We start from the raw sequence: 20,872 nt of genomic DNA on the forward strand, positions 1-20,872 counted from the left end.
GCGCTGGGGGCGGCGTCCCGGGCAGACCCAAAAATCTCTGTGCCCAGGGTGTCGGTGAAGAACGGCTCCTGGTACACGCCGGCGTCGGACGGTTCCGTGGGAACAACCAGGTCCAGCAGGTCTGCCGGGGTGGTCCGGGAGGCAATCAGGTAGGCCGAACCGTCCTGCTGGCCCAGGTCAAGAATGGAGACGTTGGACACGCGCTCCCCGGTGGCAACTTCGCGGGCGCTGTGCGTCAGGTTTTCGGAGTTGGCGGGCGCTGACACAAGGATACTGACTGGTCGGTTCAAAACCTGGTCCAGGCCGTCCAGGATGACGTCATTCTCGGCGGAGGCCAGGATTCGCCCGGTCACCTTGTAGCGGCCGCCCAGGATGGAGCCCACATCAATGGGTTGTGGCACCGAATCCTCCTTGTAACGTTGGTGGCGTGTGCCGGAATTTCCCAACATGCCGTAATTGCACTGATTCTATAGGACCATGGCGTGAAAGCTGTGGACCGCTACCGGCGCCCCGGCAGCCGGGAAAGCAGTTTGGAGCGCAGGGGCGCCAGGATGTCGTCCAGCTCATGCACGTGCAGGAGCTTGAGCATCACCACATAGACAGCCGCCATGACACAGCCCACGGCCGCCAGCGTCACCACGGCGGCGGCGATGGAATGCCACATGAACCCCTGGGCGGACTGGCCGCCCAGCAGCATCAGCACGAATTCCCCGGCCAGCCCGGAAACCAGGGCGGCGGCCAGGAAACGCATGTGCGCCTGCAGGATCAGCCCGCCGCCATAGTCACCCAGGCGGGCGCGCAGGAACAGGTGGCTGACCACAGGTCCCATGATGTTGCTGACGGTGTAGCTGCAGGCAATGCCGTAAATGATGAACGGCGCCGGCAGCAGGGCTGCCAGCAGGGCCGTCCCGAGTCCGATGCAGACCATGATGCACTGGATGACGAAAGGGGTCTTGGCGTCCTCCTGGGCGTAAAGGACCCGGTTGAGGATGAAATTGATGCTGTAGGACGGTGCCCCGATGGCCAGGATGGCCAGCACAATGGCGATCTGGCGCCCTGCAAACTCCTGGTTTCCGCCAAAAAGCATGCCGAACGGGCCGGAAAGCACAATGAGGGCCACGCCGGCAAAAACGGTGGCCACGCCCGTGGTGCGCAATGCGCGGGAGAGGGAGCTGCGTAGCCCGGAGAAGTCATGGGCGGCCGCGGCCCGTGCCATGGCCGTGAACATCACCGTGGCAATGGACAGGGCAATGATGGAGTGCGGCATGATGTAGAGTTCCACGGCGCGGTTCAAGGCGTAGACACCTGGAATGACCGAGTCCGCGACGGTGCCGGAATCCGGCTTGCTGCCGGTGGGGATGGTGGCGATCTTGAGGATGAGGATAAAGCTCAGGTTGCCGATGACCATGGTGCCCATGGTCCAGCCGGCGATCCGGGCCGTGGCGCCCAGGCCCGTGCCGCGCCAGCCGAACTTGGGCCGCAGCCCCAGGCCGAGCCGCTGGACGGGAATCAGCAAGATCACCGACTGGACCACAATGCCCAGTGTTGCCGTGCCGGCCAGCAGCCAGCTCTGGCCCGCCGTCCAGTTGTCCACGGTGTGGGGTGTGCTGGCGGAACTGCCCGCCACTGCGATGAAAACCAGCAGGCCGGCAATGGCCACCACATTGTTGAGCACGGGCGCCCAGGCGTAGGCCTTGAAGGCGTTGTGGGCGTTGAGCACCTGGCCCAGCAGGGAGTAGAGGCCGTAAAAGAAGATCTGCGGCAGCAGGAACATGCCAAAGGTGATGGCCAGTTTCAACTGGCTGCCTGAATACGTGGTGGACAGCGAGGTGATCGGCGCCACCAGCACCACCACCAGGGCGGTAACGACGAACAGGCCAGTCACGCCCAGCGTCAGCAGCCGTGAAATGAAGTCGGTGCCCTTGTCCGGTTGTTTGCTGGCCTTGATGATCTGCGGGATCAGCACGGCATTGAACACGCCGCCGGCCAGCAGCATGAAGATCAGGTTCGGCAGGTAGTTCGAGCTTTCAAAGAGGTCGCCGACAGTGGTGCCGGCCACCGCGATGCCCAAAACTATGCCCTTGATAAAACCCAGGATGCGGGAGGCCAGCGTGCCCACGGCCATGGAGGCGCTGGAACGGGCGGCCTGCGCCTGCGTTTGCGGCTGGCCGGCGCCGCGGGTGTTCGCAGCCGCGCCCGCACCGCCAGCTTCCAGGCCGCCACCGAGGCCGCTGCGGCGTACCGGGGCGTTCGACGGCGGCATGCTGGGTTTGGGAGGGATTCTCACCCGATCTACGTTAGACATCATCCCCATCATCTCATTGGCACCCGGATGGGAGCTGCATGCCGGCAAGGCACCAAGGAGCGGCGGCGGGGATTGGCTGCTAGAAGTATTCGGGCAGCAAGTCCTGCGCCAGGTCGGTGATGCGGCGTTCGTTCGGGAAGGACAGTTTGAGCGCCAGCTCGGACAGGGGAACCCACGCGACGTCCACGGCCTCGTGGTCCGGATCATTGTCAATGGTCAGCTCGCCGCCGGTGGCCCGCAGCAGGAAGTGGTGGACTGTCTTGTGGACCCGGTGTCCGCTGACGGTAAACCAGTAGTCAATGCTGCCCAACGGGGCCAGGATGTCCCCGGCAATGCCGGTCTCCTCCTCGATCTCCCGAACAGCTGCCTCGGCGTAGTTCTCCACGCCTTCCGGATGGCCCTTCGGCAGGCACCATTCAAGGCGGCCGCCGCGGTTGATCCGGGCAATGATCGCCACCCGAAGGCCCGTGCCGTGCTGGTCGACCACCACACCGCCGGCGGAAATTTCCTCCACTGTGGGGAGCTGGCTGTTCGACCCCTGCGTGGCGGGCGCGTTGTGGCTGCCCATTGCCGGTGGCAATGGGCCCCTTTTCGGCGCGCGCGGCACTGGGTGGACCATGCAGTCCACTCTAGCTATCTTTGGGCCGGGATGATGACAGGGCGGATCAGCCTGTTTGCTGTGCCGCCGCTTCGCCCCGACGGCTGGGACGGGGAAAAGTCTGGCATTCTTAAGGGACTATGGAAATGGTGCCAGATACCTCGAATTTAGACCCGGTCGTCCTTGAATTGGGCGGCCTCTTTGCCGATGCCGGCTACGAACTTTCCCTGGTGGGCGGGCCGGTCCGCGACCTGTTTCTGGGTCGCACGTCACCGGACCTGGACTTCACCACCAATGCCACGCCGGACCAGATCCTGGCCGTGGCCGCGAAGTGGGCGGATTCGCACTGGGAGATGGGGCGGGCGTTTGGCACCATCGGCTTCCGCAAGCGCAACCGCAACAAGGAGGTGCTGCTCATTGAGGTGACCACCTACCGGGCTGAGGCGTACGACCCCGAGTCGCGCAAGCCCGCCGTCGCCTTTGGCACGTCCCTGGAAGACGACCTTGCCCGCCGCGACTTCACCACCAATGCCATGGCCCTGCGCCTGCCCGGCCTGGAACTCGTGGACCCCCACGGGGGCGCCAGGGACCTGGCGGCCGGCCTGCTGCGGACCCCGGGTACGCCCGAACAGTCCTTCTCTGATGACCCGCTGCGCATGATGCGGGCCGCCCGCTTCGCCTCCCAACTGGGCCTTGGGCTGCACCCGTCCGTCCTGGCCGCCATGAAGGACATGGCCGGGCGCATCAGCATCATCTCCGCTGAACGGGTCCGCGATGAACTGGTCAAGCTGATTTGCGGGGCCCAGCCGCGCGCCGGCGTCGACATCCTGGTGGAGACAGGCCTGGCCGCCCTGGTGCTGCCCGAAGTGCCGGCCCTGAAGCTGGAGACCGACGAGCACCACCGCCACAAGGATGTCTACCAGCACTCCCTGCAGGTCCTGGAGCAGGCTGCTGCCCTGGAAACCGGCCCGGACGGTCCGGTGCCCGGCCCGGACTTTGTGCTCCGTTTTGCCGCGCTGATGCACGACGTCGGCAAGCCCAAGACCCGCCGCTTTGAGCCGGGCGGGGCCGTGAGCTTCCGCCACCACGACCTGGCCGGAGCCAAGCTGACGGCAAAGCGCATGAAGGCGTTGCGCTTTGACAATGAGTCCATCAAGGCTGTTTCCCGCCTCGTGGAGCTGCACATGCGCTTCTACGGCTACGGGGACGCAGGCTGGACGGACTCGGCCGTCCGCCGCTACGTGGCAGACGCCGGACCCGTCCTGGAGCGCCTGCACCGCCTGACCCGTTCGGACGTGACCACCCGGAACCAGCGCAAGGCGGACAGGCTGTCCTTCGCCTACGACGACCTGGAGCAGCGGATTGCCGTGCTGGCCGCGCAGGAGGAGCTCGACGCCATCCGGCCGGACCTGGACGGCGGGGCCATCATGGCCATGCTGGGCCTGAAGCCGGGCCCTGTGGTGGGCAGGGCGTACAAGTTCCTGCTGGAACTGCGCATGGATGAAGGCCCGCAGTCGGCGGAGCAGGCGGAAGCCGCCCTGCACGCGTGGTGGGCGGGGCAGCCGGAGTCCCAACCCGACGCCCAAGCCGACGCCCAAGTCGACGCCGGACCCGCCGACCAGGACGCTCCCGCGGACGACGCCTGAGGCGCGAACCGCCTCCCAATCCCTTCAGCCCACCCAACAGAACAGGACCCCCGCATGAGCAGCTCAACTCCCGTTGAACCGGCAGGCTCCACCCCCCTGACCCACATTCCGGTCCCCGGAGGACCCAAGCTGTGGCTGCTGCGCCACGGCGAAACCGAGTGGTCCCGCAGCGGTCAGTACACGGGCCTGACGGACCTGCCGCTGACAGAGGTGGGCGAAGAACAGGCCCGCTCCGCCCGCGCAGCCCTGGCCGGCACAAGCTTTGACCTGGTGCTGACCTCGCCGCTGCAGCGCGCCAGCCGCACCGCCGAACTCGCGGGCTTCCCCGACGCGGAAGTGGAGCCCAATGCAGTTGAATGGGACTACGGCGACTACGAAGGCATCAACAGCGCCGTGGTGCGCGCGGAAAACCCCGGCTACCTGATCTGGGACAGCGGCGTGCCCAACGGCGAGACGCTGGACCAGGTGGCTGCGCGCGCGGACCTCATCGTGGCCCGGGCACGCGGACCCCTGCCGGACGGCACCATGCCGGCCAATGTGCTGCTGGTGGCCCACGGGCACTTCCTGCGCATCCTCACGGCGCGCTGGTTGGGGCTCGACGCCGGCCAGGGACGCCACTTTGCCCTCGGCACGGCCAAGGTGTGCACCCTGGGCTGGGACAAGAAGACGCCGGCCATCGAGCAATGGGGCCTGTAGCCGCCTCGCTGCACTCCACGCCCACCAGGGCCCTGGCCGTTGTGGCGTGGCTGTTTTGCGCCTTCTTCGCGCTCAACCTGCTGATGACCGGCACTCCGGCGGGCATCTGGCACTTCCTGCCCTGGCTGCTGCTGGTGGCTTGGGCGTTGTTTGTGCTCTTGTGGCGCCCACGGTTGGAGGTGCGGCAGGGCGGGCTCGCGGTGGTCAACCTGCTGCGCGAGCACACCGTTCCCTTCGGCGCGTTGCGGGCGGTGCGCGTGGCGCAAAACGTCAGCCTTGACACCGCGTCCGGGCGCATCGTGAGCTGGGGCGCGCCAGGCGCCGGAAAGCTGGGGCCGAAGATGCTCACCGGCACGGGTGGCGCCCGCACCATGGCTTCCTTGCCGCGCACCCAAGCGGCCGTCGAGGCGGCCTGGGACGCTTGGGAGCGGGCCCAGGCCGATGGGAAACACCTCGGGAAGCACGACGGCGGCGCTTCCTCCGCGGGTGGCTCCGCCTCCCAGCCCGGCCCGGAGCAGTCGGTGACCCGCCGCTGGAACGTGCCGGTCGCCGTCGTCGGTGTCCTGTTGCTGCTACTTTCCTTGGCGGGCACCGTCACCTGACTTAAATGGTTTCGTCCGGGCCCAGCCACCGGATGGCGGCCGGGCCCGGACGAAACCGCAGGGCCCTTTATCACGTACGGGTGTGGCTAGGCCTTCCAGCCCACCGTGGTCCAGTCGATGGACTGGAACTGTGCGGCACCGTAGTTGACCAGGCCATTCTTCACGCCGAACGTGATGGGACGGGGGGTCAGCGGGATGACGGGGACGTAGGCAAAGATGGCCTTGTCGATCTCATTGGCCAGCACCAGGCGCTTGGCCGGGTCCAGTTCCGCATTGGCGGCAGCCCACATCTCGCCCAGCTTGGGGTCGGTCAGGCCCGTGTAGTTCTGGCCGCCTTCTGCGGGGTAGAAGATGGATTCAGCCGAGGAGATCGGGAACGCCGTCCCCTGCCAGGCGAAGCTCACCATCTCAAAGTTGGACTTGAGCACGTAGTCCGAGAAGAACTTGTCCGCAGGAACGGTGTTGTTCTTGAGCGTGATGCCCACGGCCTTGAGGTTGGCCTGGACTTGCTTGAAGGACTGCTCGGACACCGGGTTGTTGGCATCCAGGGTGTACGTCAGCACAAGTTCCTTGCCGTCCTTGGCGTAGACGCCGTCGGAGCCCTTGGCATAGCCGGCCTCCTTGAGGAGGGCAGCGGACTTGGCAACGTCGTAGCCAATGGCCGACGTGCCATTGTCCTGGTAGCCCTTCTGGCCGGGCATGAAGATGTAGCTGTTCATGTTGGTCACCGGGGCGCCAATGGGGCTGAGGCGGCTGGCGGACATGGTGTCGCGGTCAATGGCGTGGGCCACTGCCTGGCGGACCTTGACGTCGGCCAGCGGCCCCTTGGAACCGTTCAGGGTGATGTGGCTCCAGGTCACGCCGCCGGACTGCTGGACGGAGCCGTCGGTGCGCTTCTTGGCAGTGTCGTAATTGTCCTTGCTGGTGCCGATGATCAGCGCGTCGATTTCCTTGTTGGCATAGGCCTGGGCCAGGCCGTCACGGGAAACGACCTTCATCAGGATCTTGTCCAGCTTCGGCTTTTCGCCCCACCACTTCGGGTTCGGGGTCAGCGTGACGATTTGCCCGTTGGTGTCCACGTTGGAAACCTCAAACGGACCGTTGGAGGGCATGGGCTTGGTCTTGTAGCCCGTGTTGAACGCCTTGGAGTCGGAGGCGATGGAGGCGGGCATGATGGAGCCCTCGCCGCCGAGGATGGAGGCCCAGTCGGCGTTTTTGTTCTTGAACGTGATCTTGAAGTTCTGGTCGGTATCTTCCTTGGTGACCGAGGCAATGTCCTTGTAGACGTTGTCCGCGGCGATCTGGTAGGCCTTGTCGGCGCCGCTGTTGGCCTTGAAGGTGGCTTCAAAATCCTTGTAGGTCATGGGCGTTCCGTCTTGCCACACGGCCTTTGGGTTGAGCTTGACCTCAATGACCTGCGGGTCTTGGCTAACAACGCTGACATCGCTTGCGTAGTCCTTGTTGACCGCCCAGGTGCCGTCCGCGTTGATCTTGACGGGACCGCCTGAGGTGGGATCAATGATCTGCCCGGCGGCGGCGTTGGCGCCGTCGGCCTGAAGCATGTTCCAGTTGTCAGGCAGCTGGTCCACGGCCAGGGTCAGCTGGCCGCCATTCTTGACGGCGGCGTAATCGGCGGAAACCCAGGCCGTGGTGGGCAGGGTTGCCGTTTCGGAGGCGCCCTTGCTGTTGTTCACGCTGGGTTTGGCATTGCCGCCGCCGCCGGCACTGCAGCCCGTGACGGCGAGGGCCAGGGTTAGGACGCCGGCTCCCATCATCTTCTTGATGTGTTTCATTGTTTCCTCCATTGTGGTGTTCCCCAGCGGGTGACGGGGGCCGTGCTTCTTGAGATGGTCATGGTTGGCTCGTTGCGAGTGTCATGAGGTCGATGTGTTCGGAATGGTGGCAGGCCACGGAGCTGCCGTGGACCTGGCGCCGTGCCGGGTCCAGGGTGCGGCATTGTTCCTGGCCGTCCTGGTCCATGAGCTGGTACAGCGGGCAGCGGGTGCGGAAGTTGCAGCCGGCAATGTCCTCCGTGGGGCTGGGCAGCTCGCCCTGGAGGATGATCCGCTGGCGGCTGCGCTCCAGGGTGGGGTCGGGGACCGGGACGGCGGACAGCAGCGCCCTGGTGTACGGATGCTGCGGATGGTCGAAGATTTCGCTCGACGGGCCGCTTTCCACAATCCGGCCCAGGTACATGACGGCCACATTGTCGGCGATCTGGCGGACCACGGCGAGGTCGTGGGCCACAAACAGGTAGGACAGCCCCAGTTTTTCCTGCAGGTCCTCGAGCAGGTTGATCACGCCCGCCTGGATGGAGACGTCAAGGGCTGAGACGGGCTCGTCCAGCACCACGATCTTGGGATCCGTGACCAGCGCCCGGGCGATGCCTATGCGCTGGCGCTGCCCGCCGGAGAATTCGTGCGGGTAGCGGGACGCCATGGATGGGTCCAGCCCGACGAGCTCCATGACATCCCGCACCCTTCGGGACCGTTCCTTGGCCGGCACGGCGTGGACAGTAAGAGGCTCGGCAATGATGTCCTGGATGGGCAGGCGCGGATCCAGGGACGCCATGGGGTCCTGGAACACCACCTGGATGTCCTGGCGCAGTGTGCGGCGCTCCTTGGCGGACATGGTCGAAACATCGCGGCCGTTCACGGTGACCTGGCCCGACTGCGGCTTGGCCAGCTCCAGGATTTCCATGATGGTGGTGGACTTGCCGCAACCGGATTCGCCCACCAGGCCCAGCGTTTGGCCGGACTTGATGTCAAAGCTGACGCCGTCCACGGCGCGCACCTTGCCAATGGAGTGCTTGAAGACGGAACCCTTGGTGAGGGGGAAGTGCCGCACCAGCTGGTCCACAGCCAGCACTGTCTTCGGTGCCACCTCGGCGCGTTCCTCCAGGGCAATGGGCGCCGGAACCGGGTACAGTGCGGCGCGGTTGAGCGCGCCCCCGGAGATCTCCTCCACGCGCAGGCACGCCGATGCATTGAGCGGGTTGCCGTCAATGCTGGTCAAGGGGGGTTCGGTGGTTCGGCAGGCGTCAATGGCCACAGGGCAGCGAGGGGCAAAGGGGCAGCCCGGGGCCAGGTTGCTGAGCTGTGGCGGGCGCCCTTCCAGCGGGACAAGCCGGGTGTGGCCGGCCGTGGCCAGGTTGGGCATGGAACGCAGCAGCCCAATGGTGTACGGCATGGTGGGGGCATGGAACACCTGGTCCACGGTGCCGGTTTCCACAATCCGGCCGGCATACATGACGGCGATCCTGTCGGCGTTGCCTGCCACCACGCCCAGGTCGTGGGTAATGAGCACCACGGCGGCGCCCGTGAGGTCCTTCGCCTTCTGCAGGACCTCCAGGATTTGCGCCTGAATGGTGACGTCCAGGGCAGTGGTCGGTTCATCGGCAATGATCAGGCGCGGGTTGTTGGCGATGGCGATCGCGATCATGGCGCGCTGCCGCATGCCGCCGGAGAATTCGTGTGGGAAGGACTGGGCCCGGCGCTCCGGATTGGGAATGCCCACGATCTTCAGCAGTTCCACGGCGCGGGCGTTGGCGGCCAGCTTGGACAGTGCCCTGTCGTGGAGCTGAAGGGCCTCGGCTATTTGGGCCCCGATGGTGTACACCGGGGTCAGCGCCGAGAGCGGGTCCTGAAAAATGATGGAAATGCCCTCACCGCGCAGCTTTGACAGTTCCCTGTCGCTGCGTCCCAGCAGCGAACGCCCCTCGAAGAGGATGTCGCCGCTGATTTGCGCGGAAGACGGCAGCAGTCCCATGACGGCCAGCGAAGACACGGACTTGCCGGATCCGGATTCCCCCACAATCCCCAGGAATTCGCCCTTGTCCACGTGGTAGTTGACGCCCCGGACGGCGGTGACGGAGCCGCCCGGCTGGGGAAAGGTGACCGACAGGTCACGGACCTCCAGGAGGTGGTTGCTTTGACTAATCACGGTTGACTCCGGAGGTTGGGTCCACGGCGTCGCGCAAGGCGTCGCCAACAAGGCTGGCGGAGAGCACCGTAAATACGAGGATGGCGGCAGGGAAGACAAACAGCCAGGGACGGGTGGCCGCCGCGCTTTGGCCGGAGGCCAGCAGGGTGCCAAGGGAGACGTCCGGGGCCTGGATGCCGAAGCCGAAAAAGCTCAGGGTGGTTTCGCTGAGGATGGCCCCGCCCACGCCCAGGGTGGCGTCAATGATCAGCAGCGAGGAGACGTTCGGCAGCACGTGGCGGCGGATGATGGTCCAGGTGTCCACGCCCATGAACCGGGCCGCCTTGATGAAGTCGCGTTCACGCAGGGACTTGGTTTGCGCCCGTATCACCCGGGCCATGATCATCCAGCCGAAGCCCGCAAGCAGGAAGATCAACGCCACCCAGGACAGCGACTTGAAGATGGGGCTGAGCAGGATGAACAGGAACAGGCTGGGCAGGACCAGCAGGAGGTCGATGACCCAGACAATGGCCTTGTCCCACCAGCCGCCCACGTAACCGGCCACAGCCCCGACAACGCCCGCAATGATGGCCGCCAGGGGGCCCACCAGCAGCCCGATGATGAGGGACTTGCGCAGGCCGACAATGGTTTGGGCGTAAATGTCCTCGCCAATGTCGCTCGTGCCAAACCAGTGCAGTGCCGTGGGGCTGGAACCCATGTTGAAAGTGTCCAGGTCAGAGGCGTTCCAGGCGTTGGGTGCCAGCCCAAAGATGGCCCACAAAACTATTGTGCCAAGACCGATGATGCCCACCCAAAAGCGCGGCGTACTGCGCAGGCGGGAGAGGACCAGGCGAAAGCGGGAGACCGGCTTCGGGGACTGGATGACTTCGGGGTTCCCTGCTGCGGGGTCTGCAACGGGAATTTCGTCAAGCATGGACATGGCTACACCCTCACTCTCGGGTCAAGGGCGGCATAGACCACGTCGGAAAGCGTTCCGGCGATCAGGATCAGCACGGCATTGAACAGCACAGCACCCGTGAAGGCGTTGATGTCGCTTTGGGTGATGGCATTGACCAGCATCTCGCCCATGCCGTGCCAGCTGAAGACCAGTTCAGTCACTGCCGCGCCGGCCAGCACCGTGGCGAAGGAGTAGGCGAAGTAGGTGGACATGGGGATCAGTGCCACGCGGACGCCGTGCCGGACCAGGGCGGAGCCCCGGGTGCGGCCCTTGGAGCGGGCCGTGCGGATGTAGTCGGCGGAGAGCACGTCCAGCATGGCGCTGCGCTGGTACCGGGAATAGCCGGCGGCACCCATGAGGGCCAGGGAAATGGTGGGGAGCAGCAGGTGCGCGGCCCGGTCCCAGAATTGGACCCACCAGCCGCCGTCGAGCCCTGCCGTGTATTCGCCCGTGAAGTTGATGAGCTGGACGCCCAGGACGTTGTTGAGCAGGGTGGCCAGGATCATCAGCAGGATGCCCAGCACGAAGGACGGCGTGGCCAGGATGGTGAACGAGGCATAGGAAATGGCCTGGTCACTGAATTTGTACTGCCGCACCGCCCCCCACACGCCAATGGCCACGCCGACAATGGCGGCAATGATGGTGCCCAGAATGAGGAGGCGGAGGCTGGTGCCTGCCCGCGCCGCCATTTCGCTCACCACCGTGGTGTTGTGGATGGTGTCGCCCAGGGAGCCGTGGGTCACCAGGTTGACCACCCAGGTCCACAGCCGCTCGATGACGGGCGTGTGGGGGTTGACGCCCAGCCCGGTCAGGATGGAGTTGATGGTTTCATCCGAGGGCCGCGGGTTGCGGCCAAGATACCGCCCCGCCGGATTCAGGATGGTGCTCGCCAGGAGATAGGCGCTCAGGGTGGCAATGGCGGAGAGGATCGCGTAATTGATGAAGCGTTTTACTATGAAGCCGATCATGGGTTCAACCCCCACGGATCCGCGCATGGGGCATCGTTAAGACGATGCGCCATCCGCCGGTTGGGTCGGTGCAGTGGCAAAAAATCATCCTTAGTGCTGGTCTGTCACTACGGCCAGGGGTGGCGGCCGTGCGAAGCAGGGGTCGTTCGTTCCCTTGGGCGAAAAGGGAAGCGAAGTCCCGTTCCCCCTTTACGGTGCCCAATGTACTCCAGGTCACAGCCGACTGCGGGGCGGTGGGGTGCGGGAAGGGGGCCCAGGCATACCCGCCGGTAACTTATCTTTGCTCCAAACGGTGTTCAAACCCCCGGAATCCCTGGGGCCGGGCCAACGCGTTCCGGTGCCCGGCGCGGGCAGGAATGTAATGAAAGAGTTATCCGCCACCTTGCGCGTGTCGTGCCCTTCGGAGGTGGTGTCCCGCGCGCAGGCAGGGCCTCCGCTGGGCCGCGGGCCGGCTGTGAAACCGGCTTCCGAACGGGGCTGCAAATGGTCCGCAAAGAAATATTTACATTAACTTTCCCCATGGGCTGGCCAATACCCCGTGAAATGCTGTACGTTTACTATTAGTCCCGATGAGTTCACTTGGGATAACCGCTTTAGGTTAGGGCAGTGCTCAATGGAAGGAGGCCATGATGATCACCATTATTACGACCGGAGTCAATGATTCCCGGCCAGCCTCCTCGTGGCACGCGCTCAAGGCGTCGTAATCCCTTAAGGAGATTACGTACGCATCCGGGACGCTTCGCTGAGGCTTCCCGAGAACGGCCAATCCCGCTGAGGACCCACCCTGTCCCTGTCCGGACAACCGCCTGACGCGGCTCCGGCCTGGAATGGGGCGTTGCACCCATCTGCGCCGCTTGGCCACCACTCGGTTGATTCCGGAACCAATGCACAAAACAATTCGCGCTCTTTTGTGCTCTTGTAGCGCCTATTTTCGTGAGGAAACAATGGCTTTATTTGTTGCGCCAAAAAATAGTTTATCCAATAGTTCATTAGTGGTGGAAAGGGGGTGTTTCAATTGAAGGAAAAGCGTTCTTTGCCATCAGCCAGGAGAGTGTTCTTCGCCCCCGTGGACATGCAAAAGTTCAATGAGATGCGCGAGCAGCAGCAGCGGCAGATCCTCCGGATAGACCTGTTCAACATCCGGTAGGTGCCCGCCGTCCATGAGAGGAGGCCGCAGGATGACCATTACTCATTCTGCCCACGTGGCCCAGCACCCGCAGGGACAGCACATGCCGCCCCTGCCAGCGAGCAACAGCCCGCGCCGCCCGGCGCGGGCTGTTTGTTGTGCGCCGTGGGACTGTTTCTGTGAGAATTGATTGAACTTGGGCTACCCTGCCTGGACCGGAGAAAAGGCTGATCATGGGTGAAAGCGTGAATCCGGGCTTGCGACCGCCCGTCATGGAAGACGTTGCCGCCAGGGCCGGCGTTTCCCACCAGACGGTTTCGCGGGTCATCAACAGCCTGCCCAACGTCAGTGAAAAGACACGCCAGCGCGTGGAAGCGGCCATCGTTGAACTCGGCTACCGCCGCAATACCGCCGCCCGGCAGCTGGTGACGCGGCGCTCGGAGACGTTGGGGGTGGTGGCGCACAGCATGGAGCAGTACGGCCCCTCCCACATTCTGCTGGGCATCCAGGAAGCCGCGCACGCCGCCGGATATGCCGTCAACTCGGTGGGCCAGGCGGATACCGGCGGAGCGGCCATCATTGAAACCATTGAATACCACCTCTCCCACCAGGTGGACGGGCTGGTGGTCATTGCCCCCAGGGAAGCCATTGTGCGCGCCATTGAACGGCTGAACCCGGGCGTGCCCATTGTGGTGATCGGTGACATTGGGTCCTCCGGAGTGCACAGCGTGGGCGTGGACCAGCAGCGCGGCGGGTGGCTTGCCACGCGGCATCTCATTGATCTGGGGCACCGCACCATCGCCCACATCATGGGTCCCACGGACTGGCTTGACGCCAAGGCCCGCCGCCGCGGCTGGGAGGGCGCCCTGGCCGATGCCGGGCTGGAGCCCGGGCCGCTGCTGGTGGGTGACTGGAGCGCCGAGTCAGGCTACGAGGCGGGAAAGAAACTTTTTGCAGGCAAGGGGTGCACGGCGGTGTTTGCCGGCAATGACCAGATGTCGCTGGGCCTGATGCGGGCAGCCCACGAGATGGGCCTGCGAATTCCCGAAGACTTGAGCGTGGTGGGTTTCGACGACAACCCCGACTCCGGCTACTTCTTTCCGCCCCTGACCACCGTGCGTCAGGATTTTGCGGAGCTGGGCCGCCGTTGCGTGGGGATGATCCTGGATGGCATTGCCGGCAGCGATCCACTGTTCTCGGTGCGGATCCAGTCGCAGCTGGTGCAGCGGGCCAGCACGGCCCCCCTGCCGCCCGCGGAAGGCACCGCTGTCAGCGCCGCGATCGAGGGAGCAGAGGGGTCAAGCCGGTAGGCTCGTGTCCATGCAGGATTCACGGGCCGCGGGACCGTCGCAGGAAGATTCCATCGTTGTGCCCTCACGCAGCGATCCGTTGCTGGCAGCCATGGTTGAGCCTGTGGGCGGCCCCTTGGGCCGCCGCACGGAGCCCGGCCGGAGCCGCCCCGGCTTCTTCACGGTGGAACGGGTCCTGGTCATCATGGCGGCTGTCTCCGCGCTGCTTGCCGTGGTGGCCAAAAACCATTGCCGGGTGTCCGGTTGGACCACGCCTGACCAATACTCCACCGTGTGCTGGTCAAAGTTTCCCAATTCCATTCCCGCCGGCTGGCCCGGCTCTTGGTTTCCCTTTGTCAGCCCCGGCTCCACCTTTGACGGTTCGCCGGTGTCCGGCTTCGCGGCCGGTATGGCCGCCTGGCTCACCGGTTTCGCCGGAACGGGCACGGCGCGAACACTGGCCTTCTTTGACGCCAACGCGCTGCTGGTTGCCGCTGTCTGGATCTTTACCGTGGTGGTGGTGGCGCGCACGGCCGGCAGGCGGCCGTGGGATGCTGCCATGGTTGCGGCCAGCCCGCTGCTTTTGCTGACGGCCTTTGTCAGCTGGGATTTTTGGGCCGCAGCCCTGGTGGGCCTGGGCATCCTCCTCTTTGTCCGGCGCAACACGCTGTGGGCCGGGTTGGTGCTGGGGGTGGCGGCAATGGCCGCCCCGTACGCCTTCCTGGTGCTCCTTGCCGTGCTGGTCCTGGGGATCCGGACCAGGCAGGCCACGGCGGCGCTGGAGACACTTGCCGCCGGGGTGGTGGGCTGGCTGCTGGTGCTGGCCCCTGTCATGGCGCTGGATGGTTCCGCCTGGCGGCAGTACATGGGCGGCTTCCTCGGCGGCACGGCCACCGAGTCCTCCATCTATGGCGGCTGGAACCTGCTGGCTGCCCGCATTGGCCTGCCCGGGCTCGACGGCGGTGCCGTCAACGGCCTGGCAGCCGCGCTCTTGGTGCTGGTGGTCCTTGGCGTGGTGGCGCTCGGCCTGTATTCACCTGCCCTCCCGAGCCTGGCGGAGCTCTCAGCCGTGGCGGTGGCGGGGCTTTTGGTGGTGGACAAATTTGCCCAGCCGTGGCACGCCGTCTGGCTGCTGCCCCTACTGGCGCTGGCCCTGCCCCGCTGGCGGCCGGTGCTGCTGTGGCAGGCCGCGGTGGCCGTGCATTTCATTGCGCTGATGTTGTTCCAAAGCAAGGTCCTGGGCAACATCAGCGACCAGCACGCCATCGACACCCCCTACTTCGTCCTGGCATCGGCCCTGGCCGGTGCGGCCAGCTGCGCTTTGGCCGCGCTCCTGGTTCGCGGGTTGCTGCAGCCTCGCCATGGCCTGCCCCGTCGCGTTGGCGCCCGCCATGGTTGACGTGGCAGTGGTGGGTGCCGGGCCCAACGGCCTCGCCGCTGCGGTGACCATGGCCCGGGCTGGGCTGTCAGTTGTGCTGTACGAGGGCGGGGCCACCGTTGGAGGGGGGACCCGGACGGCGGAACTGACCCTTCCGGGCTTCCGCCATGACGTCTGCTCCGCCGTGCACCCCATGGCGCTTGCCTCGCCGTTCTTCCGGGCCCTTGGCCTGGCCGGGAGGATTGAGCTGCTGGTGCCGGAGATCTCCTACGGCCACCCGCTCGACGGCGGACGCGCGGGCGTGGCGTACCGGGACCTGGAGCGGACGGTTGATTCGCTGGGCGCGGACGGTCCCGCCTGGCGGCAGCTCATGAGGCCGCTGCTGGAGCGCCTGGACGGTGTCATTGACTTTACCCAGCACGGCCTGCTGAGGATACCCAGGGATCCGCTGGCCGTGCTCCGCTTCGGGCTGCGCGCCGTGGAACAAGGCACGCCGGCGTGGCAGCTTCGTTTCCGGGAGGACGCCGCCCCGGCCATGCTGGCAGGCGTGGCGGCCCATGCCATCGGCAGGCTGCCCGGCCTGGCCACCGCGGGCGCGGGGCTGTTGTTGGGGGCGCTTGCACACGCAGGCGGATGGCCGGTGCCGCGGGGCGGTTCGCAGGCCATTGCGGATGCCATGGCCGCCGACTTCAGCGCCCATGGCGGAACCATTGAGCTGGATGCACCTGTCACGGACATCGCAGCACTGCGGGCGGAGACGGGAGCACGCGCCGTCATTTGCGATCTCACGCCACGGGCCCTGGCACAGCTTGCAGCCAAGGAATTGCCGGAGCGTTATATGCGCAAGCTGGCATCCTTCCGTTATGGTGCCGGAGTCTGCAAGGTGGACTTTGCGCTTTCCGGGCCTGTGCCGTGGAGCAATGCGGAGCTGCTCGGTGCCCCCACCCTCCACCTGGGCGGCTCACGCCGGGCCATCGCGACGGCGGAAAACGCCGTCATCTCGGGCGGCCACCCCCCGGACCCGTATGTGTTGGTGGTGCAGCCGGGGGTGCTGGATGCAACGCGGGCACCGCATGGGTGCCACACCCTGTGGGCCTACACCCACGTGCCTGCCGGTTCCAGCCAGGACGCAACGGCAGCCGTCACGGCCCAGCTGGAACGGTTCGCCCCGGGCTTCCGGGACCTGGTGCTGGCCTCTCACGCCTCCACCGCGCAGGACGTTGCCGCGCACAATCCCAATTACATTGGCGGCGACATCAGCTCCGGCGCCGTGACGCTGGGGCAGCTGCTCAAGCGCCCCGTGGTGGCCCGGGAGCCGTGGCGGACGCCGTCGCCCGGGCTGTACCTGGGCTCGGCCTCCACGCCGCCCGGCCCTGCCGTGCACGGGATGGGCGGCTGGCTCGCGGCACAGTCCGCCCTGCGCCACACCTTTGGGCTGCCGGCCCCCGACCTCCGGGCTTAGTTGGCCACCGTGAAGCGCTGCCGGAGGTGCTTGGGGGCCTCGAGTTCGTCCACCATGGCCACGGCAAAGTCCTGGGTGGAAATATGGTCCCCGGCGGGCGAATCGCTGCCGACCACATAGCTGCCCGTGCGCTGCCCGGGTGCAATTTCAGGGGCGGGAGCCAGGACGGTCCAGTTGACGTGTTCCGGCAGGGCCTTGATCGAGTCCAGCGCAGCGGCGGCGGTCAGCGCCTCCGCGCGGTAGGCATCGGGGAAGCCCGGCATGTCCAGCAGGCGCGTTCCGTCGACAGTCAAGGTGCCGGCACCGCCCACCACGATGGTCCGAGTGCCGCCCACGTTCGCCAGGGCCGAGGCGGTGGCATCAAGCCACAGCTGGTGGTCCCCGCCGGTGCGGCTCGGCCCGGTGGCGAGCACGACGGCGTCGTGCGAGGTGGCAACCGAAGCGAGCGTGCCGGCGTCGGCCTGGTCGGCGGCCAGGACCGCGGCGGCGGGTGAGCCGGGGACTTCCCGGCCGGAACGGGAAATGGCGGTGACGTCGTGGCCGCGCCGCAGGGCCTCGGCCACGAGCTGCGAACCGACCATGCCGGTGGCTCCGTAAACTGCGATCTTCATGGGAACTCCTTGTGTTGGTATCCAATGGGAACTGGTGGCACAATACTATTCAGAAGATACTGGGCATTACAAAGAAACTGGGTTACCAAATGTATACTAAAGCTGCCGGCCGGGCGGATTTTGTTGGGGACGTCATGGATCCGGCTTGTCCGTCGCGTGTGGTTTTTGCCCGGGTGGGGGACAAGTGGGCGTCGCTGGTTATCCAGGTGCTGGCGGAGGGGCCGCTTCGATTTTCCGAACTGCGGGCGCAGGTCCAGGTGGTGACCCCAAAGGTGCTCACGCAGGTCCTGCGGGCCCTTGAGCGGGACGGGCTGGTCACGCGGACGGTCTTTGCGCAGGTGCCCCCGCGCGTGGACTATGAACTGACACCGCTGGGCCGAACCCTGCTGGGCCCGCTGTCGGAGCTTCGCCACTGGGCGGAGCACAATGTTGCGGCCATGCTGGCGGCCCGGGACGCCTACGACGACGCCCAGGACCGCCTCTGACCGCGGGCCGGGCTACTTGGTGGCAGCCTTGGCCCGGCGCTTGTTGAACACGTCAAACGCGACGGCGGCCAGCAGCACCAGGCCCTTGATCAACTGCTGGTACTCGGTGCCCACCCCCATGATGGACATGCCGTTGTTGAGGATGCCGATGATCAGGCCGCCGATGATGGCGCCGACCACCGTGCCGATGCCGCCCGTTACGGCGGCCCCGCCGATGAACACGGCGGCGATGGCGTCCAGCTCGAAGCCGTCGCCGGCCTTGGGGTTTGCGAGGTTGAGCTGGGCGGTAAAGACCAGGCCGGCCAGCGCGGAGAGCACGCCCATGTTGATGAACAGCGTGAAGGAGACCCGCTTGGTGTTGACGCCGGAGAGCTCGGCGGCGTGCATGTTCCCGCCAATTGCGTAAATGTGCCGGCCCCACACGGAGTTGGCCATGACGGCGGAGTAGCCCACCATGAGCACCCCCATCACGATGAGGACGATGGGCGTGCCGCGGTAGCTGGCCAGCAGGAAGGTGATGAGCAGGATCAGCCCCGCGGTAAACACCATTTTCAGGACAAACCAGGGGAGCGGCTCGTCTTCAAGTCCGTGCTTCTTGCGTGAGGCGCGCTGCTTCATGTCGGAGAGGATCATTCCCGCCGTGGCCAGGACGCCCAGGATGACCGTGAGCGGCTCCAGCAAGGACGTGCCGCCGCCCAGATCGGGCAGAAAGCCGCTGCCCAGTGCCCTGAATTCGTCCGGGAACGGGGAAATCTGCTGGTTTTGCAGAGCGATCTGGGTCAGGCCACGGAAGGTGAGCATGCCGGCCAGGGTGACGATGAAGGACGGGATGCCGAAGTAGGCGATCCAGAAGCCCTGCCACATGCCCACCACGGCGCCCAGCACCAGGCAGGCGACGATGGCAAGCCACCAGGGCATGTGCCATTGGGTGATCATGACGCCGGACATGGCGCCGACAAAGGCGACGACGGAACCTACGGAGAGGTCGATGTGTCCGGCGATGATGACCATCACCATGCCCACGGCCAGGATCAGGATGTAGCTGTTTTGGACAATGAGGTTGGAAACGTTGATGGGGGCCAGCGTGATGCCGTTGGTGGTGATCTGGAAGAAGATGATGATCACAATCAGGGCAATGAAGAGCCCGATCTGGCGGAGCTGGCCGGTCAGGTAATGCAGGGCGGAACTAACTGCGGTCATCGTGCGTCCTGGTCCTTTGCTTGGGTCATGAACTGCATGAGGTGTTCTGCCGTGGCCTCTTCCCGGGGAACGTTGGCCGTGATTTGGCCCTCCGCCAGGGTGTAGATCCGGTCGCAGATGCCCAGCAGTTCGGGCAGTTCTGAGGAGATGACGACGATGCCTTTGCCTTCGTCGGCGAGTTTGTTGATGATGGTGTAAATCTCGTACTTGGCGCCAACGTCAATTCCGCGGGTCGGTTCGTCAAGGATCAGGACGTCGGGGTTGGCGAACATCCACTTGGACAGGACCACTTTTTGCTGGTTTCCGCCGGAGAGCTTTCCGGTGATGGAGGCAACGTTGGGCGCCTTGATGTTCATGCTTTTCCGGTAGCCGTCCGCCACCAGGCGCTCCTTGTTGCTGTCCACCCAGCCCCAGCGCGACAGTTTGGCCAGGGCCGCGCCGGAAACGTTGCGCATGATGTTGTCGAGCAGGTTCAGCCCGTAGTGCTTTCGGTCCTCGGTGGCGTAGGCGATGCCGTGCTTGATGGCGGCGGAGACTGTGTTGGTCTGGATCTCTACGCCTTCCTTGTACACGCGGCCGCTGATTCGCGTTCCGTAGGCGTGCCCGAAGACGCTCATGGCCAGTTCGGTCCGCCCGGCCCCCATCAGGCCGGCAATGCCGACGATTTCACCGGCGTGGACGTTGAAGCTGACGTTCTTGACCACCTGGCGGGTCTGGTCGACGGGGTGGTAAACCGACCAGTCCTCCACGCGCAGCAGCTCGGCGCCAAGGCGGGGGGTGTGCTCCGGGTAGCGGTTGTTCAGCTCCCGGCCCACCATCCCCTTGATGATGCGTTCTTCCGTGATTTCATCCGCGTGCATGTCAAGGGTTTCGATGGTGCGGCCGTCGCGGATGATGGTCACCTTGTCCGCCACGGCTTTGATCTCGTTGAGTTTGTGGCTGATCATGATGGCGGTTATGCCCTGGCCCTGGAGGTGCTTGATCAGCTTGAGCAGGTTGGCGGAGTCGCCGTCGTTCAGGGCCGCCGTCGGCTCGTCAAGGATCAGCAGCTTGACCTGCTTGGACAGCGCCTTGGCGATCTCCACCAATTGCTGCTTGCCCACGCCAAGGTCGGCAACCCTGGTGGTGGGGTGGTCGTTCAGCCCCACGCGCGCCAGCAGCTTCGACGCTTCCAGGTTGGTCTTGTTCCAGTCCACGAAGCCGCGGGTGGAGAGCTCGTTGCCTAGGAAGATGTTTTCCGCGATGGACAGGAACGGGCTCAGCGCCAGTTCCTGGTGGATGATGACGATCCCGGCCGCCTCGGAGGACTTGATGTCCTTGAACTCGCACAGCTTGTCCTCAAAGTGGATTTCGCCGTCGTAGCTGCCGGCGGCGTAAACGCCTGACAGCACCTTCATGAGGGTGGATTTTCCAGCGCCGTTTTCACCGCAGATGGCGTGGACCTGGCCGCGCTCCACCTCCAGGGACACTTCCTGCAGGGCCTTGACTCCGGGGAATGTCTTGGTGATGGCACGCATGGAAAGGATGGTGGATGTCACAGTCGTCCTTTGTTTTGCAGTGGTGTAACAAGTGGTTCGGTTGCCGGCGCCGTGCCGCGGCCGGTGTGGCCGCGGCACGGCGCATGGTG

At 65.4% G+C, this 20,872-nt stretch carries 16 protein-coding genes and 1 pseudogene; 7 read left to right on the forward strand and 10 right to left on the reverse strand.

Annotated features, from left to right (window positions below; translation table 11 throughout):
* From LPN03_RS13955 to LPN03_RS13965, 3 genes and pseudogenes are all read right to left on the reverse strand, one after another.
* Positions 1-401 (reverse strand): annotated as a pseudogene (locus tag LPN03_RS13955) (ABC transporter substrate-binding protein); the annotation flags it as partial.
* Between the two features lie 98 nt (positions 402-499).
* A complete protein-coding gene (murJ, locus tag LPN03_RS13960; protein WP_262454689.1) occupies positions 500-2,263 on the reverse strand; it encodes a murein biosynthesis integral membrane protein MurJ in 1,764 nt (587 codons plus the stop codon).
* A 121-nt stretch (positions 2,264-2,384) separates the two neighbouring features.
* Positions 2,385-2,924 carry an NUDIX hydrolase gene (locus LPN03_RS13965; RefSeq protein ID WP_262454690.1) on the reverse strand — a complete coding sequence of 180 codons (540 nt, stop codon included), beginning with the start codon at positions 2,922-2,924 and terminating at the stop codon, positions 2,385-2,387.
* Between the two features lie 125 nt (positions 2,925-3,049).
* Between LPN03_RS13965 and LPN03_RS13970 the strand changes: the two genes are divergently transcribed.
* From LPN03_RS13970 to LPN03_RS13980, 3 genes are all read left to right on the forward strand, one after another.
* Positions 3,050-4,549 carry a CCA tRNA nucleotidyltransferase gene (locus LPN03_RS13970; protein WP_370875221.1) on the forward strand — a complete coding sequence of 500 codons (1,500 nt, stop codon included), beginning with the start codon at positions 3,050-3,052 and terminating at the stop codon, positions 4,547-4,549.
* 96 nt (positions 4,550-4,645) lie between these two features.
* Positions 4,646-5,245: a histidine phosphatase family protein gene (locus LPN03_RS13975; RefSeq protein ID WP_370875269.1), complete on the forward strand. Its 600-nt coding sequence runs from the start codon at positions 4,646-4,648 to the stop codon at positions 5,243-5,245.
* Positions 5,233-5,847 carry a PH domain-containing protein gene (locus tag LPN03_RS13980; RefSeq protein WP_262454692.1) on the forward strand — a complete coding sequence of 205 codons (615 nt, stop codon included), beginning with the start codon at positions 5,233-5,235 and terminating at the stop codon, positions 5,845-5,847. Before LPN03_RS13975 ends, LPN03_RS13980 begins: the two co-directional genes overlap by 13 nt.
* Positions 5,848-5,933: 86 nt before the next feature.
* Here LPN03_RS13980 and LPN03_RS13985 read toward each other — a convergent pair whose 3' ends face one another.
* The 4 genes from LPN03_RS13985 to LPN03_RS14000 are packed head-to-tail and all read right to left on the reverse strand — an operon-like array spanning position 5,934 to position 11,721.
* The gene (locus LPN03_RS13985; RefSeq protein WP_165182727.1) at positions 5,934-7,640 is read right to left on the reverse strand and encodes an ABC transporter family substrate-binding protein; all 1,707 of its coding nucleotides are present in this window, start codon (positions 7,638-7,640) and stop codon (positions 5,934-5,936) included.
* 58 nt (positions 7,641-7,698) lie between these two features.
* On the reverse strand, positions 7,699-9,789 hold the full coding sequence (locus LPN03_RS13990) for an ABC transporter ATP-binding protein (protein WP_262454693.1): 2,091 nt from the start codon (positions 9,787-9,789) through the stop codon (positions 7,699-7,701).
* Positions 9,782-10,708, reverse strand: a complete 927-nt coding sequence (locus LPN03_RS13995; RefSeq protein WP_262454694.1) for an ABC transporter permease — start codon at positions 10,706-10,708, stop codon at positions 9,782-9,784. The genes LPN03_RS13990 and LPN03_RS13995 overlap by 8 nt, the downstream gene beginning before the upstream one ends.
* Before the next feature lie 2 nt (positions 10,709-10,710).
* The gene (locus LPN03_RS14000) at positions 10,711-11,721 is read right to left on the reverse strand and encodes an ABC transporter permease (protein WP_316255816.1); all 1,011 of its coding nucleotides are present in this window, start codon (positions 11,719-11,721) and stop codon (positions 10,711-10,713) included.
* A 1,332-nt stretch (positions 11,722-13,053) separates the two neighbouring features.
* Here LPN03_RS14000 and LPN03_RS14005 point away from each other — a divergent pair.
* The 3 genes from LPN03_RS14005 to LPN03_RS14015 are packed head-to-tail and all read left to right on the forward strand — an operon-like array spanning position 13,054 to position 16,949.
* Positions 13,054-14,130, forward strand: a complete 1,077-nt coding sequence (locus tag LPN03_RS14005) for a LacI family DNA-binding transcriptional regulator (RefSeq protein ID WP_262454695.1) — start codon at positions 13,054-13,056, stop codon at positions 14,128-14,130.
* A gap of 10 nt (positions 14,131-14,140) precedes the next feature.
* On the forward strand, positions 14,141-15,508 hold the full coding sequence (locus tag LPN03_RS14010; protein WP_262454696.1) for a hypothetical protein: 1,368 nt from the start codon (positions 14,141-14,143) through the stop codon (positions 15,506-15,508).
* Positions 15,501-16,949 (forward strand): phytoene desaturase family protein, encoded by a 1,449-nt coding sequence (locus tag LPN03_RS14015; RefSeq protein WP_262454697.1) that lies wholly within the window; start codon positions 15,501-15,503, stop codon positions 16,947-16,949. Before LPN03_RS14010 ends, LPN03_RS14015 begins: the two co-directional genes overlap by 8 nt.
* Here LPN03_RS14015 and LPN03_RS14020 read toward each other — a convergent pair.
* Positions 16,946-17,560: an NAD(P)-dependent oxidoreductase gene (locus tag LPN03_RS14020; protein WP_262454698.1), complete on the reverse strand. Its 615-nt coding sequence runs from the start codon at positions 17,558-17,560 to the stop codon at positions 16,946-16,948. The genes LPN03_RS14015 and LPN03_RS14020 overlap by 4 nt on opposite strands.
* 89 nt (positions 17,561-17,649) lie before the next feature.
* Here LPN03_RS14020 and LPN03_RS14025 point away from each other — a divergent pair, with 89 nt between their 5' ends.
* Positions 17,650-18,045, forward strand: a complete 396-nt coding sequence (locus LPN03_RS14025) for a winged helix-turn-helix transcriptional regulator (protein WP_262454699.1) — start codon at positions 17,650-17,652, stop codon at positions 18,043-18,045.
* A gap of 12 nt (positions 18,046-18,057) precedes the next feature.
* Here the strand turns inward: LPN03_RS14025 and mmsB are convergent, their stop codons facing one another.
* Positions 18,058-19,245, reverse strand: a complete 1,188-nt coding sequence (gene mmsB / locus LPN03_RS14030) for a multiple monosaccharide ABC transporter permease (RefSeq protein WP_165182719.1) — start codon at positions 19,243-19,245, stop codon at positions 18,058-18,060.
* A complete protein-coding gene (gene mmsA, locus LPN03_RS14035; protein ID WP_410468597.1) occupies positions 19,242-20,762 on the reverse strand; it encodes a multiple monosaccharide ABC transporter ATP-binding protein in 1,521 nt (506 codons plus the stop codon). The genes mmsB and mmsA overlap by 4 nt, the downstream gene beginning before the upstream one ends.
* Positions 20,763-20,872 lie beyond the last annotated feature (110 nt).

Origin of the sequence: Arthrobacter sp. A2-55, from assembly GCF_025548615.1 — a bacterium.
GTDB lineage: Bacteria > Actinomycetota > Actinomycetes > Actinomycetales > Micrococcaceae > Specibacter > Specibacter silviterrae.